The 19,168-nt window shown below is 40.8% G+C and carries 13 protein-coding genes and 1 pseudogene; all 14 read right to left on the reverse strand.

Going from position 1 to position 19,168, the window contains the following annotated elements; translation table 11 throughout:
- Positions 1-3 precede the first annotated feature (3 nt).
- Positions 4-1,797, reverse strand: coding sequence for an asparagine synthase (glutamine-hydrolyzing) (asnB, locus tag IY568_RS18700; RefSeq protein ID WP_125558995.1), 1,794 nt, complete (start codon positions 1,795-1,797; stop codon positions 4-6).
- A gap of 15 nt (positions 1,798-1,812) precedes the next feature.
- Positions 1,813-2,988: an O-antigen ligase family protein gene (locus IY568_RS25450; protein ID WP_416365173.1), complete on the reverse strand. Its 1,176-nt coding sequence runs from the start codon at positions 2,986-2,988 to the stop codon at positions 1,813-1,815.
- A gap of 2 nt (positions 2,989-2,990) precedes the next feature.
- Entirely contained in the window at positions 2,991-4,445 is a 1,455-nt protein-coding gene (murJ, locus tag IY568_RS18710) for a murein biosynthesis integral membrane protein MurJ (RefSeq protein WP_194868377.1), read from the reverse strand.
- 608 nt (positions 4,446-5,053) lie between these two features.
- Complete coding sequence (locus tag IY568_RS18715; RefSeq protein ID WP_125558991.1) at positions 5,054-7,291, reverse strand: polysaccharide biosynthesis tyrosine autokinase; 2,238 nt, start codon at positions 7,289-7,291, stop codon at positions 5,054-5,056.
- A 14-nt stretch (positions 7,292-7,305) separates the two neighbouring features.
- Positions 7,306-7,740, reverse strand: a complete 435-nt coding sequence (locus tag IY568_RS18720; protein WP_125558989.1) for a low molecular weight protein-tyrosine-phosphatase — start codon at positions 7,738-7,740, stop codon at positions 7,306-7,308.
- An 11-nt stretch (positions 7,741-7,751) separates the two neighbouring features.
- On the reverse strand, positions 7,752-8,873 hold the full coding sequence (locus IY568_RS18725) for a polysaccharide export protein (RefSeq protein ID WP_125558987.1): 1,122 nt from the start codon (positions 8,871-8,873) through the stop codon (positions 7,752-7,754).
- A 1,390-nt stretch (positions 8,874-10,263) separates the two neighbouring features.
- Complete coding sequence (locus IY568_RS18730; protein WP_194868378.1) at positions 10,264-10,968, reverse strand: cytidylyltransferase domain-containing protein; 705 nt, start codon at positions 10,966-10,968, stop codon at positions 10,264-10,266.
- 2 nt (positions 10,969-10,970) lie between these two features.
- Positions 10,971-12,029, reverse strand: a complete 1,059-nt coding sequence (locus tag IY568_RS18735) for a nucleotidyltransferase family protein (protein ID WP_125558983.1) — start codon at positions 12,027-12,029, stop codon at positions 10,971-10,973.
- Positions 12,026-12,676: a NeuD/PglB/VioB family sugar acetyltransferase gene (locus IY568_RS18740; protein WP_125558981.1), complete on the reverse strand. Its 651-nt coding sequence runs from the start codon at positions 12,674-12,676 to the stop codon at positions 12,026-12,028. Before IY568_RS18740 ends, IY568_RS18735 begins: the two co-directional genes overlap by 4 nt.
- Positions 12,669-13,739, reverse strand: a complete 1,071-nt coding sequence (gene neuB, locus IY568_RS18745) for an N-acetylneuraminate synthase (protein WP_125558979.1) — start codon at positions 13,737-13,739, stop codon at positions 12,669-12,671. Before neuB ends, IY568_RS18740 begins: the two co-directional genes overlap by 8 nt.
- Positions 13,740-13,746: 7 nt before the next feature.
- Positions 13,747-14,901 (reverse strand): UDP-N-acetylglucosamine 2-epimerase, encoded by a 1,155-nt coding sequence (neuC, locus tag IY568_RS18750; RefSeq protein ID WP_194868379.1) that lies wholly within the window; start codon positions 14,899-14,901, stop codon positions 13,747-13,749.
- Positions 14,902-14,903: 2 nt separating this feature from the next.
- Positions 14,904-16,058 (reverse strand): LegC family aminotransferase, encoded by a 1,155-nt coding sequence (locus IY568_RS18755; RefSeq protein ID WP_194868380.1) that lies wholly within the window; start codon positions 16,056-16,058, stop codon positions 14,904-14,906.
- A 12-nt stretch (positions 16,059-16,070) separates the two neighbouring features.
- Entirely contained in the window at positions 16,071-17,261 is a 1,191-nt protein-coding gene (locus tag IY568_RS18760) for a UDP-N-acetylglucosamine 4,6-dehydratase (protein WP_125558973.1), read from the reverse strand.
- Between the two features lie 972 nt (positions 17,262-18,233).
- A pseudogene (locus IY568_RS18765) lies at positions 18,234-19,029 on the reverse strand (nucleotide sugar dehydrogenase); the annotation flags it as partial.
- Positions 19,030-19,168 lie beyond the last annotated feature (139 nt).

Genomic DNA, 19,168 nt, shown 5'->3' on the forward strand with positions numbered 1-19,168 from the left:
TCATTATTTGATTATATTATTCATAAATACCGAGTAAGAATACAAGGTAAATATTCTCACTGAATGCGACTCATTGCCACTATCAAACTCTTTAAAAAGATTCGATAAGCTTTCTTTACTAATAAACTTGCTGATAAACTGACAAGAGAGTAAGTGCTTTCTTACCTTAGAGCCAAAATCACTAGAACACCAACTAGACAATGGTACTCTAAAGCCCTGCTTTTTATTTTTATACACTTCATTAGATATGTAATCAGAAAGCAACTCCCTTAGAGGGGTTTTGCCCGCACCTTTTTCGATGCAGTTTTCGGGATTATAAAACATTCTAGAAAAGTTGTACAATTCTAAGTCTAATAGTGGCACACGCCCTTCCATACTTGCAGCCATCGTAATCCGATCGCTTTTCTGTAATAACTTTCTGGAAAGGAAATTTCTTAATTCAAAACCATGAAGCTGCGATACACTCGACAGGCTTTGTTGAGTATATAAGTTATCTTTTAGATAATTATCATAGTGCGTAAATGGACCATAACTAATCCCATCCGGATAAGCCAGTTTAAGAAAAGTTGCTACTTTCTTAGAAAAATTACTTTTACTGCTTTCAAAAAACCTAACCAAATTACTGTATAAACCTGACTTAAACACTAACTTTGGTAGGAGTTTTTCCGACAGCAACTTATGGTTCCAATACTTATGATGTGTGTAACCATAAAAAAGTTCATCGCCTCCGTCACCTAACAAGCATACTTTATAAGAATCACTTGCCTTCCTACTCAGTGCTAATAAAGGAATGGTCGCGAAATCACTAATTGGCTCATCCAACGACAGTAAAGCTTCTTCAAATAAGCTCTCCAAGTTCTCAGGATCAATCTTCACGATTTCAAGATCAATACCTAAATCCTCAGCAACGAGTTTAGCTTGAGAGCTTTCGTCGATATCGCCTTCATCAAACGCCAGGCAAAATGCTTTAATTTTCTTCGTTTTGCTGACTATACTGGCAACCAAGGATGAGTCTATCCCTCCACTTAAGAATAAACACACATCAACATCTGCATGTAACTGCCTTTCGACTGAAGACTCAACAACATCTTTAAGGCTATCTTTTTCAGAGAAAGTGGAGTTATAGACAATGCTACCCTGAGATTTCTCGCTTGATAACCTAATCCAGGAGCCGTCCTTAAGCTTCCTAATATTCTTAAAAGGTGTCGTTTGCTCTAAAAACATACCTTGTTGTAGGAAGCCATATGTTGCACTATCGTCAACCTCCAACAGCTCGGGATCCATAGCGTGAATGTACTGCGCTAACGCTGTTAACTCAGAGCTGAAAATAATCAATTCATCATCTTCATAAAGATACAATGACTTGATACCCAATGGGTCAACCGCTAAAGTCAAAGAATTATCACGCTCAGAATGTATAGCAAACGCATACATTCCATTTAAGTCATTAAAGGACTTTTCACCACTGACTTTATATCCTGATAAAATCACTTCGGTATCGCTGTGATTAGAAAAGTTGTAGTCATGACTTGCTCTTAGTTCATTGTGGTTATAGATCTCTCCATTAAAAACGATTGTGTCACTAATATCACTTTTCATTGGTTGGATGCCCGACTCGACATCCACAATACTTAGTCTCAAGTGCCCCAGTAGTGACTTTCGGTCAGAAGAAATAAATAAGCCGTTAGAGTCTGGGCCGCGATGGTGTAAAGCCTGGAAAAAGTGTTCAGATACTTTTTCTTCCGTGGCCTGGCTGATAGAACTACTTTTACTGTATAAACCAAATATCCCGCACATAACTACCTACAAGTATTAATTCTTTTCATATTTCAGAGAAACAAATGCACACAAGACAAGTAAGCACACTATCCCTCTAAAAAACGAATAAAATATCGAATCGAACAATGAAAAATAAAATATCGACGAAGAGAAGAACAGCAATAGAGTGCCAATGCATTTATCTATAGCCAATATATTAAAAGAGATCTTTAACAAATAAATTAAAAAGAAGCTATAAGCTGCGACACCGAGCAAACCAAGTTCAAGTGTAAACCTTAGAAAGCTTGAGTGAGGATGTGGATAAACATCCAATATATACTTATTTACATACATGGATTCCATTGCCAAATCTAGGTTACCAATCCCAAGACCCAAATAATTTCCTGAGAAAATAAAATCATATGTAAATATATACATACCCAACCTTTCCAAGTTTGAATAGTTGTTTGTTTGGTCAAGGCCAAATGCAGATATAACGTAATCTATACTAAAAAAACTAATAACAAAGAAAATCAAGAAAAAAGAAATTAAGTAAATCTTATTCAAAATGCGTTCTTTATCCTTAAATACCGACCCAAATATAACAATAAAAGGCGTTACAATTATAAAGAAGAGTGCACTCCTCGACTCATACAAACTAATCGCATACATGTAAATTATAAAATCAAAAATAATACTATAAGACTTATTTCTCAGATAGAAATAGAGTGAACTACCCAGACCGGCAAGCACAATAAGCATAGCATCTTCATTTTTACCAAACATGTAAAAGTCGTCGACACCTAAAAATATACTTACGACCTTGAGAAGACACAAAATTATACACGAATAACGTAGGTTATTTAAAAGTAGTGAAGGGTTTCTTATTATTGGCTTACCAGACATAATAAAAACAATAAAGATAAACGACAATATTAAAAACTGAACCAGTTGAGTCATCGCCCTAGCATTAAACACTGAAAAGAAATAGGGTATAAAAAGCAAAGACATAATCAGCAGGAAAAATATTATGTTTTTCCTACTAAAACTAACCTTGTTAAAATTAAAATAATTGAAAAATATTTTAGAGAAGCAAAGTAAAGCCGCAACATATGGATTCAGCAGCATTACAATCGAAAAGATAAAATTTATACCTGTCGTAAAGTAGACTAAGAAACTTGCAATTAAAACAAGAGCAGAAAGAAGCTGTATATTTTCCAATAAGAACATAACTATTTCAACTCAATTAAACTTAAGTAAAAGCGTCTATTCGTTGCAAAAGACAACAAGTAATAAACAATAAAAAACACAATGCAAGAAACAATGAAGTTAATTTCAATGAGGCTAATCAACCACAGAGAACATAACGAAATCACGATATGGAGTGACATTACTTTAGCATCTCCGATACTCACTAACTTAAATCCTTGCCTACTGAGAACGATAACTAATAGTATGCATTGCATAAATGAAATCACAGTCGAGGAGAGTGCAACTCCTTGAAGCCCAAAAAACTCAATAAAAACTGAATTCAATGCATAATTGAGCACCAAGAAGCATACCCCAAAGCTAGTGATAATGTTGGATTTTCCTAAAGAGAACATCACCTTTAACAGCAGTAGATAGATTGATGAAAAGACCACCATAAAAGCATAACCGCTTAAGATCCCACCAACATCTTGTGCTAGATCAGAGCCGTAAATAATAGCCGCAACACCATTCCCTTCAAAATAAAACAAAACCGAGATAGGTAGGCTAAACATCACAATCAGCAACATTAGCTTGTTTGTAATAAAGTTCGCTTTAGCCAGATCATTATCAGACACTAGCCTAGACACTCTGGGGTAGAAAACTGTCAAGATTGCAGCTACAAAGATTGCTCCAAATATTTTCACCAGCCTGTTAGCGTACATAAGGTTAGAAACGCCACCTTCAGCAAAGCCACTAGCAAAATACTGGTCAACTAATATATTAATCTCTTCGATGCTTAAGAACGCAATTAGCGGAAGCAACGCAAGCAGCACACTAATATTGCGTTTCCAGTGCCACTTTCTAAGCAAACTATAACGATTGTTGAAATAATATCTTTGACAGCCGTAACACAGCAGCATGGTTAACAGATAAATCGTTGCAAATAGATAAACAGCAAGCTCGTCAGAGATCGCCAGTTCAACGAGGAAATAGATAGCAACTAGTTGAAACGAATTCAGTATTATTGGGTTCAATGTTGATACACTAAACCTTTCGTTAATCTGATTACCCTGGGTAGGCAATTGGAACAATATTGATAAAACAGGAAGTAGGCAAAATAATTCAAGTAGAACCTGAGTATTTCTCACCAAGACAGGATTGTCACCACTAACCAGTAAGGATGATATATGGCCTGAAAATAAATAGATACCAAGAGAAATAATTGAAAAAATAAAGATCAAGAACAAGTATATCTCTTTAAAGAAATCGGTTTGCCTTAGCTCTGTTTTTCTCGCAATATATTTTGGTATGAAAACAGTGGATACAGCACCTGAAATTACTACAGTTTCAAAAAACGTGGTAAAAGAAAATGAAAGAAAAAATGCGTCTAGCCAATAACTATTTGGATATGCATTAGCCATCTGTTGAATTCTCAGAAAAGCTACAATTTTACCCAAAAATGTGAATATAAAGGCAATACCAATTGAACGAATCACAAGAGCTACTTAATTTCAAAAAGTTTTTGTCGGAGTTGCCTTAGCCAGAAGGCACCCTCATTATTTTCAGAGATGACATCAAATAAGTCAGTTTCCAGCCCTACTTTTCCAAGTAGGCATGGGGTGAATAGGTTGCTCATTGCTCTTCCTTCACGATTCTTAAATTCGGCAGAAATCATGCATACTTACAGTATCTATAGACCAGGCTTAACCGATAGTGGATGTATAGCTGAGTTGATCGGTAGCCACTTTATTTCTTAATTGATACGTTGATTTCATGTATAGCTCTTTGCGCAGTTATGCACAGACAGCTGTTTGCTCCGTATATAATAAGCAATCTATCTTATTAAAGCTCTCTCAGTATTTCGCCAGACTATTTACTACTAAGCACCGAGAAAGCACAACACTTATCACTTTCATACAGCCCATACTAAGGTATGTATCACCATGATTAGCTTTACCTAGTAATAATGTTGCAAGCAGCACCTTTTTATCAGTGCTGCCGTTTTACTTAGTCCGGTGTTTTAGGATAGCCACCATCAGTTTAGTACCGTTTCTGAGTCAATACTCATCATAGCCCCTTACTGACATCAATACGGCTTTATATGTTACTTATCCGATTTATATTCGTAGTTATAGTAACCATAATAGCCGTAAGCATTGCTGGCTTTTTTGACTACACCATTAAATACAACACCCTTTACGTCAATGCCATTTTGTTCAAAGCGGTTGCGCGTTAGCTCAAGCTCTTTGACATGGTTTTGACCAAATCGAGTTACAAGCAATGTTGAGCCTGCATGTGCACTTACGATAGCAGGGTCGGTAACAGCCAAAATAGGTGGTGTATCGATAATAACCAAATCATATTTTTCACTGACCAGTTCAACCAACTTCGAGAAGTTAGCATGCATTAACAGCTCAGATGGATTAGGTGGTATTTGGCCACGTGTGATTACATCCAATCCAGGTACCTGGCTCTGCTTCGTTGCTTGCTCCAGGGTTACTCGACCAGCAAGAAAGTCACTGAGTCCATTATCCCACTGCATACCAAACTGCGTTTGCAGGTAACCTTTACGCATGTCAGCGTCAATGATTAACACTTTCTTGTTACTTTGTGCCAATACAGTCGCCAGGTTTACGGAAATAAACGATTTACCAACGCCAGGGCTTGGACCTGAAATTGCGATAACGTTGTTCTTTGCCTCCATCATGGCAAAATGCAAGCTTGTACGAAGGCTACGAAGTGCCTCAATTGATAAGTCTGCTGGATTATCAACAGCAAGTATTGATTTAGCTTTAGCGACTTTACCCTTACGCGCTTTTGCAAAACCAGTCAGTTTAACCTGATACTCAGAATAAGGAACGCTGGCATATACCGGCAGACCCAAGGCTTCTATTTCATTGGGGTCTTCAATCCCTTTATGCATCGCTTTTTGGATAAGTACTATCGCGACAGCCAGCATTCCGCCAACTAAAGTAGCTAAAATCACAATCAACGCTTTCTTTGGCTTTACAGGCTTAGAAGTATTGACTTCAGCGCTATCAATAATCCTAACATTACCAACTGTCCCGGCGCGCACGATGTCAAGTTCCTGCGTTTTTGCAAGTAATAACGTGTATATCTCGTTATTCACTTCAACGTCACGCGTCAATCTTAGCAGTTCTTGTTGAGTTTCAGGCAATACCTGGACCTGATCGGACAAACGTCGTTTTTGATTTTCAACGGCTTCAATCTGCTGAATAGCTGCTTGATAACTCGGGTGACTTTGCTTGAACTTACGTCCTAGTTCTAACTTTTTGAGTTCCAGCTCTTGCAGCTGAGTTTCTAGTTTAACTAACTGTTTCAGGACACCTTCTGTTTCCAAAGAGATATCAACTGACTGCTGCTTAACTTGGTAATCGTTGAAGCGTTGCTCAGCGGCTTCAAGTTGCTTCTTCACCTGAGGTAATTGATATTCTAAAAACTCAAGTGACTTCTGCGCCTCGGCACTACTACGTTCAACATTGCGACGAACATATATGGATGCAACCTTGTTCAATACCGACTCGGCATATTCGGCATCTTCATTCTGTAAGTTCAGATTGATTATTCCCGAATCTTTGCCTTTTTCACCTGCACCAATTTCAGCTTGAAGATCAAGAATGGTATTCAAACGATCTCTCTTAACCAGCAGAAACTCGGTATTTGGTCTGGCATTCAGTGTTTTGATTGTTAATGCAAACTGGCCACTTTCAACCTCTTCACCCACTTTACCTCGAAGAACGCTGGTGCCGTCCTCACTGAGCAGTTCAAAAGTATCTGTATCAACAACACGCAGCGTAAACTCTGTATCAATCGCAGCTCTGGGCACTTTGAACTTAAAGATATCTATTTGTTCACCACCCCAAGCGTAGCTTTCGGCACCAAAACTTGGTTCAGCTAGTTCATTCGAACTCGTCGGTGTAAACTTTCTAAACGAACGTCCACCTATCACAGGGAAGAGTTTTGGTTCAACGACGACATCTAACTTGAGGCTATCAACAGCTTCACCAATAATACTCCGCGACTTCAACAGCTCTATCTCTGTCACCGCTGCTGATGTTGTTTCAAACATCCCACCTAACTCATCGAACCCAGGAACGGCTCCGCCTTTTTCCTCGACCTGGATCATCGCTGTGGCCTGATAAACAGGAGTGCTAAAAACAGCAACAGCGATACCAATGAGCATACAAATTGTGGTAATCACAACTATGAAGAACTTGCGATCCAGCAAGGCACCAAAAATCGATATTAAGTCAATATCTTGTGTCTGTTGCCCAGCTTGGTTTTGCTGCGCACCACTTAATAGGTTGGATTGAGCATTCATCGACTCTTTCATCCTTATAAATACTTATGCCAAGCACTGCACGCGCTATTGATTAACTCGTATACATGTTCAAATGCTTCTTGGCTTTGTCGGTAAGGATCCGGAATTTCTTTATCACCTAACCACTTCCCTAAAAGAAAAGTCTTACCACGAGCTTGTGGATACCTTGAACACAAATCTTCCAAGTGACGCTGCTCCATCACTAATATAACGCTATTTTGAGACACCAATGAGGTGCTGATTTGACGTCCTCTATGCTCTGACATATCAATGCCATGCTGTGATGCTAGCTGTTGAGCAAGTTGATCCGCTGGCTTATCAACTAATGCTGTCAAGCCCGCAGAAGACACCTCTATCGCTCGTTCAGAGAGTTTGCTTTTTAATACATATTCAGCGGTGGGGCTACGACAAATATTGCCCGCACACACGATCAAAACACTATCAAACATGAAATTTCACACTATTGATTGTCGATGTCTTGAAGCGCATCCACTGTGGCAAGTGAAGGCAACAAGAGACTGATAACTTTGTTCCAGCGTGCAAGAGGTGCGCTAGTCACATAAACGATGTCTTGAGGCTCGAGCTCAAACTGCTCGGCAAGCACCAAAGACGCTATATTTCTCGCATGCAGTTGGTATACATCAGCAATCACTCCATCTTTTTCGAAGTCTCGCTTACGCAGGACAAATACTCCATTTGCATCTGCTGTCCGTTCATTAACGCCACCGACTTCACTTAAGGCCTCAGCCAAGCTCAAACCATAGCGGTTAATACCAATTTTACCGGCTTTTGTTACATCCCCCAATACGTAAACATTTTGCTTGTCATTACGACTGACATGTATCACGTCACCATGCTTTAATAGGCGGTTTTGAGAGATGTCGCCCTCTGAATAAAATCGTTCAAGACTGATTCGTTCAGATTTCTCACCTCGAGTAAATGTGACATGATCCCAATTGGCAGAGTCTGTAAGCCCTCCGGCCTGATTGACAGCATCCAGCAAAGTTAGTGGAGTTTCGGTAATTGGAAATACGTTAGGTTTATTAACTTCACCGGTGACATAAACTCTTTGACTCTTAAAACCAACGACTTTTACATCAATTTGTGGATCTTCAATAACGCGACTTAATCTTTGTACTAAATCAGCACGTAACTCAGTCACGGTTCGACCTGCTGCAGGTATTTCCGGTGCATAAGCAAAGGTTACCGTACCATCCGCTTGGACACGGAAACCATCAAACTCGGCGGTACGCTGAACCGCAGCTGGGATAGTTAATTCAGGGTGGTCCCAAACGCCAATTGTGAGTACATCACCTACACCTAATCGATATTCAAAATCAGAAACGTCGATGCCGCCAATACTCGGGATGGCAGCTTCTTTCTGTTGAGTCTGATAGCGTTTTGAATCCTGGATGAGTTGAGCATCAATTAAGTGAATGTTGATGTTTTCAAGGTCGCTTTGCAGACTGGCAGTCTGCTCACTTGAGTCTATTCCTTCAAAATGGCCGCCGGGAACAATCGAGCAGCCAGTCATTGCAAGAAATACAGTAGAAGCAATGATAGTTTTACAGCTTAGCGCCATTATTTTTTCCCAAAATATAGTTTTTTCTTTCAGTTTTTAATGGTGTAATATTTCGCATCACCAATTAAAGCATGCGCGATTGTTAATCGCAAGTGACAAATCAGCCAGAGCCTAGGTGTTACTTCTTATAAAGCCTGACTGGTTCCTGCTATTTTTATGTCTTAATACATATAAACTTCCGACACATCAAGCAAGGTCAATGCAAAACATTTCTTAGTATCCAAAATCAGCCCAAAATCTGGATTATCATAGACCTGAAATATTACCATATCGAGACTTATTTGCACGCATCAGTCTGTTACTCCCTTTAAAAGTAATGCCGAGGCTATCGGATGAATCAGTCAATACCCACTTTGAGCAAAAGAGACTAAAACCCTGTGACAAAACACCGCTATGGCAAAATTTCCCGAAGCCTACACTTTTTTAAGCAAAAATAAATATGCATAAAGAACTAATCCTCCTAAAAAAGCGCCGAGACTAGTTCAGAAAACACAATAATAAAGCGCATTCTCATTTCAGATGCTTTGGCTCACCCACTCAACAAAGAAACAGAACTTACGCACCGGCCTCATAAAGCTTCCTCCTAACAAAACCAATGTCTAACTTTGCAAGGTGGTTAGTGTGTCTACTTGTCGTTAAAACTATGCAATACCATGGACTTTTTAGTTCTACGGTTGTGTGAAAAATGGTTGAGCAGATAGGACTGAAAGATAACGTACTCTGATTTCCAAGATCCTTTTTTCTCTATATCTTTGATTAAAAAATAAATAGAGAGAATTGCTGCCTTCCATGCACAACTCCCTGAACAAGGGAGCCAAAGTAACGAGGTGGTATTATACTTTTTTTATCACGTGAGTCTAGCTCTCCCAGTGCAGAGAAGACATCGTCTACATCCCATAACAGAACCAGCCTAGACCAATTAAAGTGTGGTATTCTCCTTTCACTCATAGCTGAGTTAAAAGCACAAGATTTAGAGCGGGGTGTCGAAATAGTAAATGCCACAGACAGCCACTGACTGCAAACAGGTTAAGCACCTGAGAATACAAGGTGTAACCCGGAGAAAGCCAGTGAAGTAGCAAATAGAGGGCCTAAACACTTGCCGCCTTCCCAGCTACTTTTGGTCCGCCCATAATACAGTTCAGCGGACACAGGTGCTCACAGCTCAGTTCAAACAGGTTTACCAATGACAAGTATCCACATATAAGTGTAAATACTGTGAGAAAGTAAAGGGTAGAAGTTAATTAAGTTGGCAACGCGTTTTCTAATCAGGTATTTCTGGCGGGAACTCTTTAGACAAGCGCCATCGGGCTATATACACCTCGTTCACCTTAAATACGCCTCACTGACCGATATATGATGGGACATCGACGCCGGTCAGTGAGGCGAGTATTCAGCAGGCTTTATCCGCTCGATGCTTCAGTACCGTAGCTGCGATCAAAAAATCGATTTCTGTATCAATGTCAATAGAACTTTCATTAGACATTATATAGGGGTAGTAATCTTGCTCTAGGAAGAGTTTACCTGATCTTTCGAATTCAATCTTATCAACTAAATAAATAGCTCCGTTTAGCTGATAATAAGGATCCAAATCCTGAGCCCTGGTGTTAGTCAATCCAGATATAAACTGCTTAAAGTCATGTTCTTCTGTTAAGCGCGTGCTCCACAAAGGAGAGTGTGCACACTCAGTCATAGAAACAACGCCTTTGGCATTTTTCTCAATATATAGCTCTATCGCTGAGTCAATGTCCTCTGCCGCTCTCAGTGGAGTAGTTGGCTGTAACAGGCAAATTACATCAAATTCAATCTCACACTCTTTGGCAAACTCGACAGCATGCTTTATTACATCCAATGAGGAAGCTGTATCGCTTGCCAACTCCGCAGGCCTGGCTAAGGGTGTAACTTGCTCATAAGATGAAGCAATCTCTAGAACCTTTGGACAGTCTGACGTCGCCAAAGTATGTGAAATATATTTGGCTTCCTTAATCGCTTCAAACGTATGGGCAACTAAAGGGAGCCCACCTAATTCCTTGATATTCTTTTGCGGAAGCCTTTTGCTACCAGCCCTTGCAGGTACAATCGCCAATACTTTTAGCATGTTCAGAACAACCCTAAATCGTGAATGTCAATTTGCGCTCGTTTAAAGTCATCATGCCTGCCAATATCTAACCAATATTCATGGATCGGAAACTTAAGTACTCTACAGTCTTCGTCTTTCTTTCTCTGAAACAACGATGGCATATCCAGATACTCACTTTTACCGAGAGAGCGAATAATCTCAGGTGAGATCACATAGATACCTGCATTAACAAAATACCTATACGTTGGCTTTTCGACGATATCAGAGATGACATGCCCTTCCCCTTCAATCACACCAAAAGGCACCTTGATCTCATAATCTCTAACACACATAGTTGCATCAGAATCCTGAGACTCATGAAACTCCAGGACTTTTGTAAAGTTCACGTTTGTCAGAATATCGCCATTTATCATTATCAGGGGTTTATTTGGCAAACTGTCTGGTAATAGAGAAAGCGCGCCCGCAGTGCCAAGAGGCTCTTCTTCATGAACATAAGTGATGTTAACCCCAAACGCTTCGCCATTTCCGAAGTATTCAGTAATTACTTCAGGCAAATAATGGGTTGAAATATAAAAATTATTAAAGCCAAAAGATTTAAAATGTCGGATCAAGGTTTCCAGCATTGGCTTGTCACCGACTTTCAACATGGGTTTTGGACAATTATCAGTTAAAGGTCGTAATCTCGTTCCAAAACCACCGGCCATAATAAAGATCGGATTATCTTTTTTCTCGACCTCTAATGCCTCATGCAGAGTTTTCAATCCAACCAGACTGCCGCTGCCATCGACGATAGGAATAGATAGGCTGCTATGAGCACGCATTATCTCTTTCAGCTCAGCCGAAGTTTTGCGTTCAGACGCTACGATCGGTGATGAATTCATCACTTTCTCGACTTTATCTGACAAATCAACCCCTGACAGTATCCCTCGACGAATATCGCCATCCGTTACTATTCCTGCCAGCTTATCACCATCAGTGACAACCAACGCGACCCGAAGCGCTTCCCGGTCAATAACTTCCATGGCATCTCTGATGCTAGTCTCTGGCGAGATTAATAATTTTTTCCATTTGCTTGTCATTTGGCACCCTGTTCTTTAACTGTTGTCTTTGTTCCATAAGCAATACAATTTTTCGCTAAACTTTTTGTCAAAGATGCTCCAACACCAACAATAGCGCGCTCACCAATTGTAATGTTATTAATTATACTGGCTCCAGTAGCCACATGCACACCCTGCTCAATTCGTACCTGCCCACTCATTGTAACGCCCGGCGCGATATGGCAATGCATCCCAATAGAGCAGTCGTGATCGATTGTAGTGGACGTATTTATAATTGAGTTTTCACCAATAGCAACACCGATACAGACCACAGCGTTTTGCATAATCTGCACCCCCTCTGCTAATTGAGCATTAGCAGAGACATTGGCACTGTTAGCGATCACTTGTGCAAATTGATAACCATCATCTTTGAAGCGCTGATATATTTTCTGCCTCAATGATTTATAGGGCATCGCTCCAATGGCATTGACGAGCTCCACTTCATGCTTATCATATTTCAGAACATCGTCGTCGCCGGTATGATGCGTAAACTCGGCTAATCGCTTCAAACTTGGTGAAAGCTCTGGTGCAACTACAGCCAAAATCTGTCGGTTTTGCTGGAGCAAGATTTCCGCTAAGCCAGCAGCATGACCTCCCCCACCGATCAAGACTACTGGTGATTTATTCATCTAGTAATTGACCGACTTGATAATCTTGGGAAGCCTCAGTATTGAGCACTTTCCAATATAGTGAAGGTGGCATGCCATCACCCGGGCGCTTAACCACAACATGTGACTTAGTAATCACTTCGCCGGCTTTTAATGCTTGTGCCACGATCAAGCTCTTTCTGGCTACTTCTTTATTTTTAACTTCGAGCGGACGAGGCCCTTTGATACCATCACCTAATACTCTCTCAGCGATGCGAATACCCTCAACCATCGCTTTAAGCTCAACAGGATCCAAAGACGCTTTATGATCGGGACCTGGCAGAGACTTGTCTGTCGTGAAGTGCTTTTCAATCAATACCGCGCCTTTTGCTACAGCAGAGATAGGCACAACAATACCCTCACTATGATCTGAGTAACCAACTGAGAGCTTAAACGCGTCTTTCATTGTATCCATGGCATTTAGATTGATATCGTCATAAGGTGCCGGATATTCTGTTGTGCAATGCAACAAGGTCACTTTTTCTTTAAGCAGTGCTTTACCTTCCTCAGAGTAATAAGCTTCTAGCAACAGCTCATCAGTTGGATCCCCTTCAGGGTGTAAATAACCGAATGCAATAACAGATAATACGTAATCAATATCACTCAGAGTGGCCATACCTGTAGAAACAATTAAATCACACCCGGTTCTGGCATGCTCTAACACCAGTGGTGCGTTAGTTATCTCTCCGGAAGGTAACTTCAGTCTCGTGATCCCCAAATCATTAACTAAGAAATCAAGGCTCTCGGAATCGAACGCGGTTGATAAAAACTCAATCCCTAACTCCTGGCAATATTTAACCAACTTGTGATGCGTTTCGTAACTTAGCTCTAATCGCTTAAGCATACTAAATTGAGACTCTTGCTGCCCCGTATTCGCAACTTGATAATCAGCTTGCTTCGCTGATTCCGTTACCAAGTTTTTAGCTTTGAAGGTTTGGAATTTAACAATATCTGCACCCGCTTCGTGTGCAGCATCGACCAATTTAAAAGCCAGCTCATCACTACCGTTGTGATTAACGCCAGCTTCGGCAATTATTAATGTCATAGTACTCTCATTTTAGATCGTAGAACGGCTTACTCGGTTGAAAATCAAGCTCTTTAAGCATTTGAATGGCTTGTTTACTTGCATTGCCAGCACCGTATGGATTTGCAACTGCCTCGCCTTCAGCTTGATATTCACGAGATAGCGCTGCGCGTATCGCGCTCTCAATACTGTGCGTCTGTGCATCACAATGCAGTACACTTTTTGCAGCCAACCGGCCTTTTTGGCGCACACCAATGTTGATTGTGGGTACATCGAAAGACGGCACTTCAATAATGCCACTTGAAGAATTACCAATCACCACAGATGCGTGCTTAACAGTACTCAAGTAACGCTGTTGTCCAAGAGATGGAATCGCCAAAACCCTTTTTGGATTTGCCTGTGCATACTGTTCAAGGATAGGGATAATTTTTCTTCCACCATCATCGGCATTAGGGTAAGTTAGAATAACCTGGTGATCTGCGAAGGCATCTAAAGCTGTAAGGATCGCGTTGAAGCTCTCTTCAGGAGGCTCTTCACCCAGAGTTACAGGGTGATAAGTCACCAAAAAGTAGGGAGCCTTCAGGTCAAATTGCAATGACTCAGCAATCTCATCCACTGTCATAAACTCACTTCTTTTTAAGTGATCTAAGCCAATTGCACCGATGTTTTTAACCCTCGTTGGCGATTCTCCTAGTTGAATAACACGCTGCCTGTACTCGTCTGTCGATGTACCATGAAGGTAGCTAAGTTTACTGATAGCATGCCTGATAGCATCATCATAAGCGCCTTCCGTGATTTCTCCACCATGCAAATGCAAGATTGGAATCCTCAGAATCATAGCTGTTTGAGCTGCCGCTAATGCTTCAAACCGGTCGCCTAAAATCACCAGTGCATCTGGTTCTAATCGGCTTAAAGCATCTGTAAACCCTAAAACACCCAGCCCCATACTCTTAGCTGTGCCCGTTGCAGTGTCAGAAGATAATAAAATTTCGATCCTTTCGTCTATTTTAAAACCATCATCTTCTATCTGCTTATACGTATTTCCAAACTCAGGAGATAAATGCATGCCAGAAACGAGTAACTGCAATGTCAAATCAGGATCATCGTGTATGTCTTTAATCAACCAGTACAACAAACCATATTCGGCACGTGTTCCCGTAAAAACAGCTATTTTTTTACTCATAATCAGACACCTAGTTTAGCAATTGGTGTACTTGGTAAGTTCACAAGACGTGCTTCAACATACTCAGAGTAAGTCAAATCGCCTCTTAAAGCGTTACTAAACATTGGCAAGCGGTGCATCAACTGCCAAATTGGTCGAGTCATAACCCCTTGGCTATTCGTTTCCTGCAATAACAACTCTCGCGCGGCTTTGTCTTCACAAATTACCGCATTGAGCCAGTAATTTGATTGTGCGTAAGCAGGCTCGACCACAAACTTGAACTCACTGCAATCAAAAAAGTCGCGATATTGCTGTGCAAGCGCTCTTTTTTGTTCAATAAAAGTGGTTAACATCTCGAGCTGCGCACACCCTAGTGCCGCATTTAGATTTGGCATGCGATAGTTAAACCCGGCCTCATCGTGAAAAAACTCGTATGGATGAGGGACTTTAGCAGTCGTCGTGACGTGCTTAGTGCGGGCTCCGGCGTCAGCCGTTTGACATAAAACAACGCCGCCCCCACCTGTTGTCATGATTTTATTACCGTTAAAGCTTACCGCACCATATTCGCCAAATACCCCGGTATGCTTACCCTTGTAATATGAACCAAGACTTTCTGCTGCATCTTCCACCAATGCAATCTGCCACTTTTTACACACTGCAACAAGCTCATCCAATTCGACGGGGTGTCCAAATGTATGCATTGGCACTACAGCCTGAATACGCTGCTTCGTACTACGATGAATAGTACCTTGCTCAGTCAGTATTGCGTGGTCCTCTAAATAGGTTTCCAGCGCTTTTGGACACAGGCCAAGGCTCACTGGCGAGACATCAACAAATACAGGCTCAGCCCCCATGTGATGAAGCGCGTTACAAGTCGCAACGAAGGTAAGTGCCTGAGTGATAACCAGATCACCAGCTCGCACTCCCGCCATATAAAGAGCGGCATGCAAGGCAGCTGTGCCATTTACTGTTGCAACAGCTTTAGCCGTGCCAGTTAAACTCTCAATTTTTTGCTCAAACTCGTCAACAAACTTACCTACGCTAGATACAAAAGTACTATCGATGGTTTGTAAAACATATTCTTTTTCATTACCACTAAACGTCGGTGCATGAAGTGGTATAAATTCATCAGTCTGATACAGAGCTCTGACAAACTCGTTAATATTATGTGGTGTCATTGCAGCCCCAAATCACATCTTGCTGTCTAAGTATTTACCGGTTTCTTTATGACCAAAATCAGGGATCATGGTGAAAAACAGCTCAACGATCTCCTCTTTTGTCCAGGACTTTTGATCTTTCAGCTGGCTGATTGTACTTTCAAACAACGCAATTTTGTCTGCGTCATATTCCAGCTCATTCTTAATGATCCCCAGGTTATTGAATCTTTCCATATCGAGCGTTTCATTTTCAGTGAAGAACTCTTCAAAATCTTTTTCACCTGTTGTGTCACTCTTTGTAAACAGGCACGGCCACTTACCTTCAGCTGGTAGCGTCTTGACCAGCTCACGCGCCTCTTCTTCAGAGTCGCACAGATAAGGCTCATAACCTTTATCAGCAAGATATTTTACTGCAATATCAGCAAAGGTAATTAAATGTAACGACTCGCTTAACTTCGGGAAGAAAATATCTCGGTTTTCACCGAAGATACAAGACATTAGGCAAAGCTCGCCCGATTCCTGCGGGATAACAAAGTAGCGTTTGATATCACTTGGAGCAACTATCGGTTGCTGCTTTTCGATACGTTGGTTAAACCCATGAAGCAAAGAGCCATCTGAAAATGCAACGTTCGCGAATCGAGCTGTTGATATTGCGATCTCTTTGCTGCGACGCATCAGGAACATTTCCATGATACGCTTAGAGGCCCCCATCATATTAACGGGGTTTGCAGCTTTATCCGTTGACACACAGAAATACTTTTTGACACCTGAATCTATAGACTGCTGAATTGTCTTATCCGTGTTAAATACATTCACGTCAATCATGCGCATCAGAGTGTAGGGATCTTTCTCACTGCGGACATGCTTCAGCGCAGATAGATTCAGTACATAATCGTACTGGCCGTCTGCTTTAATGAAGGCATCGTATTCGATTGAACCTATATCCAGAGCAAAAGTTTGGAAATCCCCATCGATGTAACCATATGAGCTGCGAATATCTCTTACAAGCTCTACCATGTTGTTTTCACTAATATCCACAACGTGTAGTTTTTTGGGGTTACGCTTGAAAACTTCCTTAGTCACAGCTTGACCAATCGAACCTGCGCCGCCCAATATCAGAAATCGAGAGTTAGATACTTCCTTTTGTAGTGCTTGCTCAGCAGACTCAATATCTTGCAAAAAAAGTTGCTTTTGTCTACCTATTAAATTTAATATTTTGCTCATTTATAATCTCGAATTATTAATAAAAACAGTAATTATCTGATTTATATCACACTGTGATATTGCTCATAACATCGACATGCATTACAACGGTTTTTAACGGAAAAATTAGACACCAAAAATATAGAGTATGACTGTCCTTTTTATACCGAGTAGTCCAGTAAAAACTACTTTTCTTAATCCACTTTCTAAAAAGTAGAAATCCATGTACCCATTCAATTATACGAGTTTTTTGACAAAGACTTTATAATGTAACTATACGTACTACGTGTATTTAGCATTACCCTAAATCGAATATAACAAGAGTTCGTGCATTAAGCGCCATGAAGAAGTTTGTAGTCAGAGTCCCGAGTCTTCACCTATCGGCCAACCGCATGACACTCGTCTTTTGCCTCATCAAGGTTACTCTACCCGCCGGATAATCGCTCAGCCGTTATCCATCGCATGTTATTTGTATTTGCAGGCTTGCTAACGTCCATTATACAATTTTCGATATGTGAGTCTAGCTCTCTCATCTACAGGTCATGGGCATGTCACATAACACAAAAATACGGCACCGTGTATTCTGAGTAATGGTTTGCTTTATGCCTGCTTAGCTAAAATCTGTTCAAAAACTACATAGTCATATGCTGCTCTGCTAGCTGATTGTTTCAACTACCTTTATTGAAATGTTTTTATAGTGCGCTTAAAGGACAAGCCTGACTTTTTACGTAACTCCCTGCCATCACAGCGCTGACTATATCGTTTTTCGAAAATTTGCTTTATAAAATTTGATATTAGAGAGGCTTAAGTAACTTCAGCTAACCTAGTCTAGGTGCATTGGGTTTAACCCACAAACCAAATCAGCAGCTATGTATTCTGCAGAACGACAGGTTTTGTGATGAGTTAACCAGGCTGAAGTGCTAGAACGCTGTCAGGGCAGAGTCTGTATCGCAGTCGCCACCCTTTTTAGATACCGGAGGTGAGATAGATAGCTTAATCGTGACCGAATAGATCGCTTGTATATACTTTAATCTGCCACGTCACGAATTTCATCTACCATACGGCTGGACACAATAACGTCTGAAATCCGTTTAAATTCTTCCAGCTCAGTGATAACACGAGAGTGGAAAAACTCACTCTCATTCAGAACAGGCTCATAAATGACCAACTTAATACCCTCAGCTTTGATGCGTTTCATAACTCCCTGAATTGATGAAGCTCAGAAATTGTCGGAGTCACTTTTCATTATCAGACGACAAATGCCAACCACCTCAGGCTTGCACTTCAAAATAGAATCCACGACATAATCCTTACGCGGGTCGTTTGCGTCCACAATGGCACGGATGAGGTTATTCGCTACATCCTGATTGTTGGCTAAAAGCTACTTGGTGCCTTTTGGTAAACAGTCCCCCCATAGTCAAACGATGGATTGTTATAATGCTCACCAATTCGAGGGTCTAAACCTATCCCTTCAATAATCTGCTTTGAGTCAAGTCCATGCGTTTCAGCATAAGTATCGAGCTCATTGAAGTAGGCCACACGCATAGCCAGATACGTATTGGAAAAGAGCTTGATGGCTTCAGCCCCTGCAGTAACAGCTTTGCAAACACTTCAGCACGCTCAGAATGCTCCCCCACGATAATACGAGATGAATAAAGGTTGTCATAAAACGCTCTACCTTCACGCAAAAATTCGGGTGAGAATATAATGTTATCAATACCCAATGCTTTTTTACACACTCTGTATAATCAACAGGAACGGTGGATTTAATCTCCATTACCGCATCGGGTTTGAACTCAACTGTCACCGATCATGCAAAACTGATCCACTAACGATCATCGAAAACTGATCCACTTGGTATTATCCGTACATTTGTGCGGGAACTTTATGTTAACCAAGGAGACATTTGTGGATATTCATGTTCGCTT

This window comes from Pseudoalteromonas sp. PPB1 (assembly GCF_015356275.1).
Taxonomy (GTDB): Bacteria; Pseudomonadota; Gammaproteobacteria; order Enterobacterales; family Alteromonadaceae; genus Pseudoalteromonas; species Pseudoalteromonas rubra_D.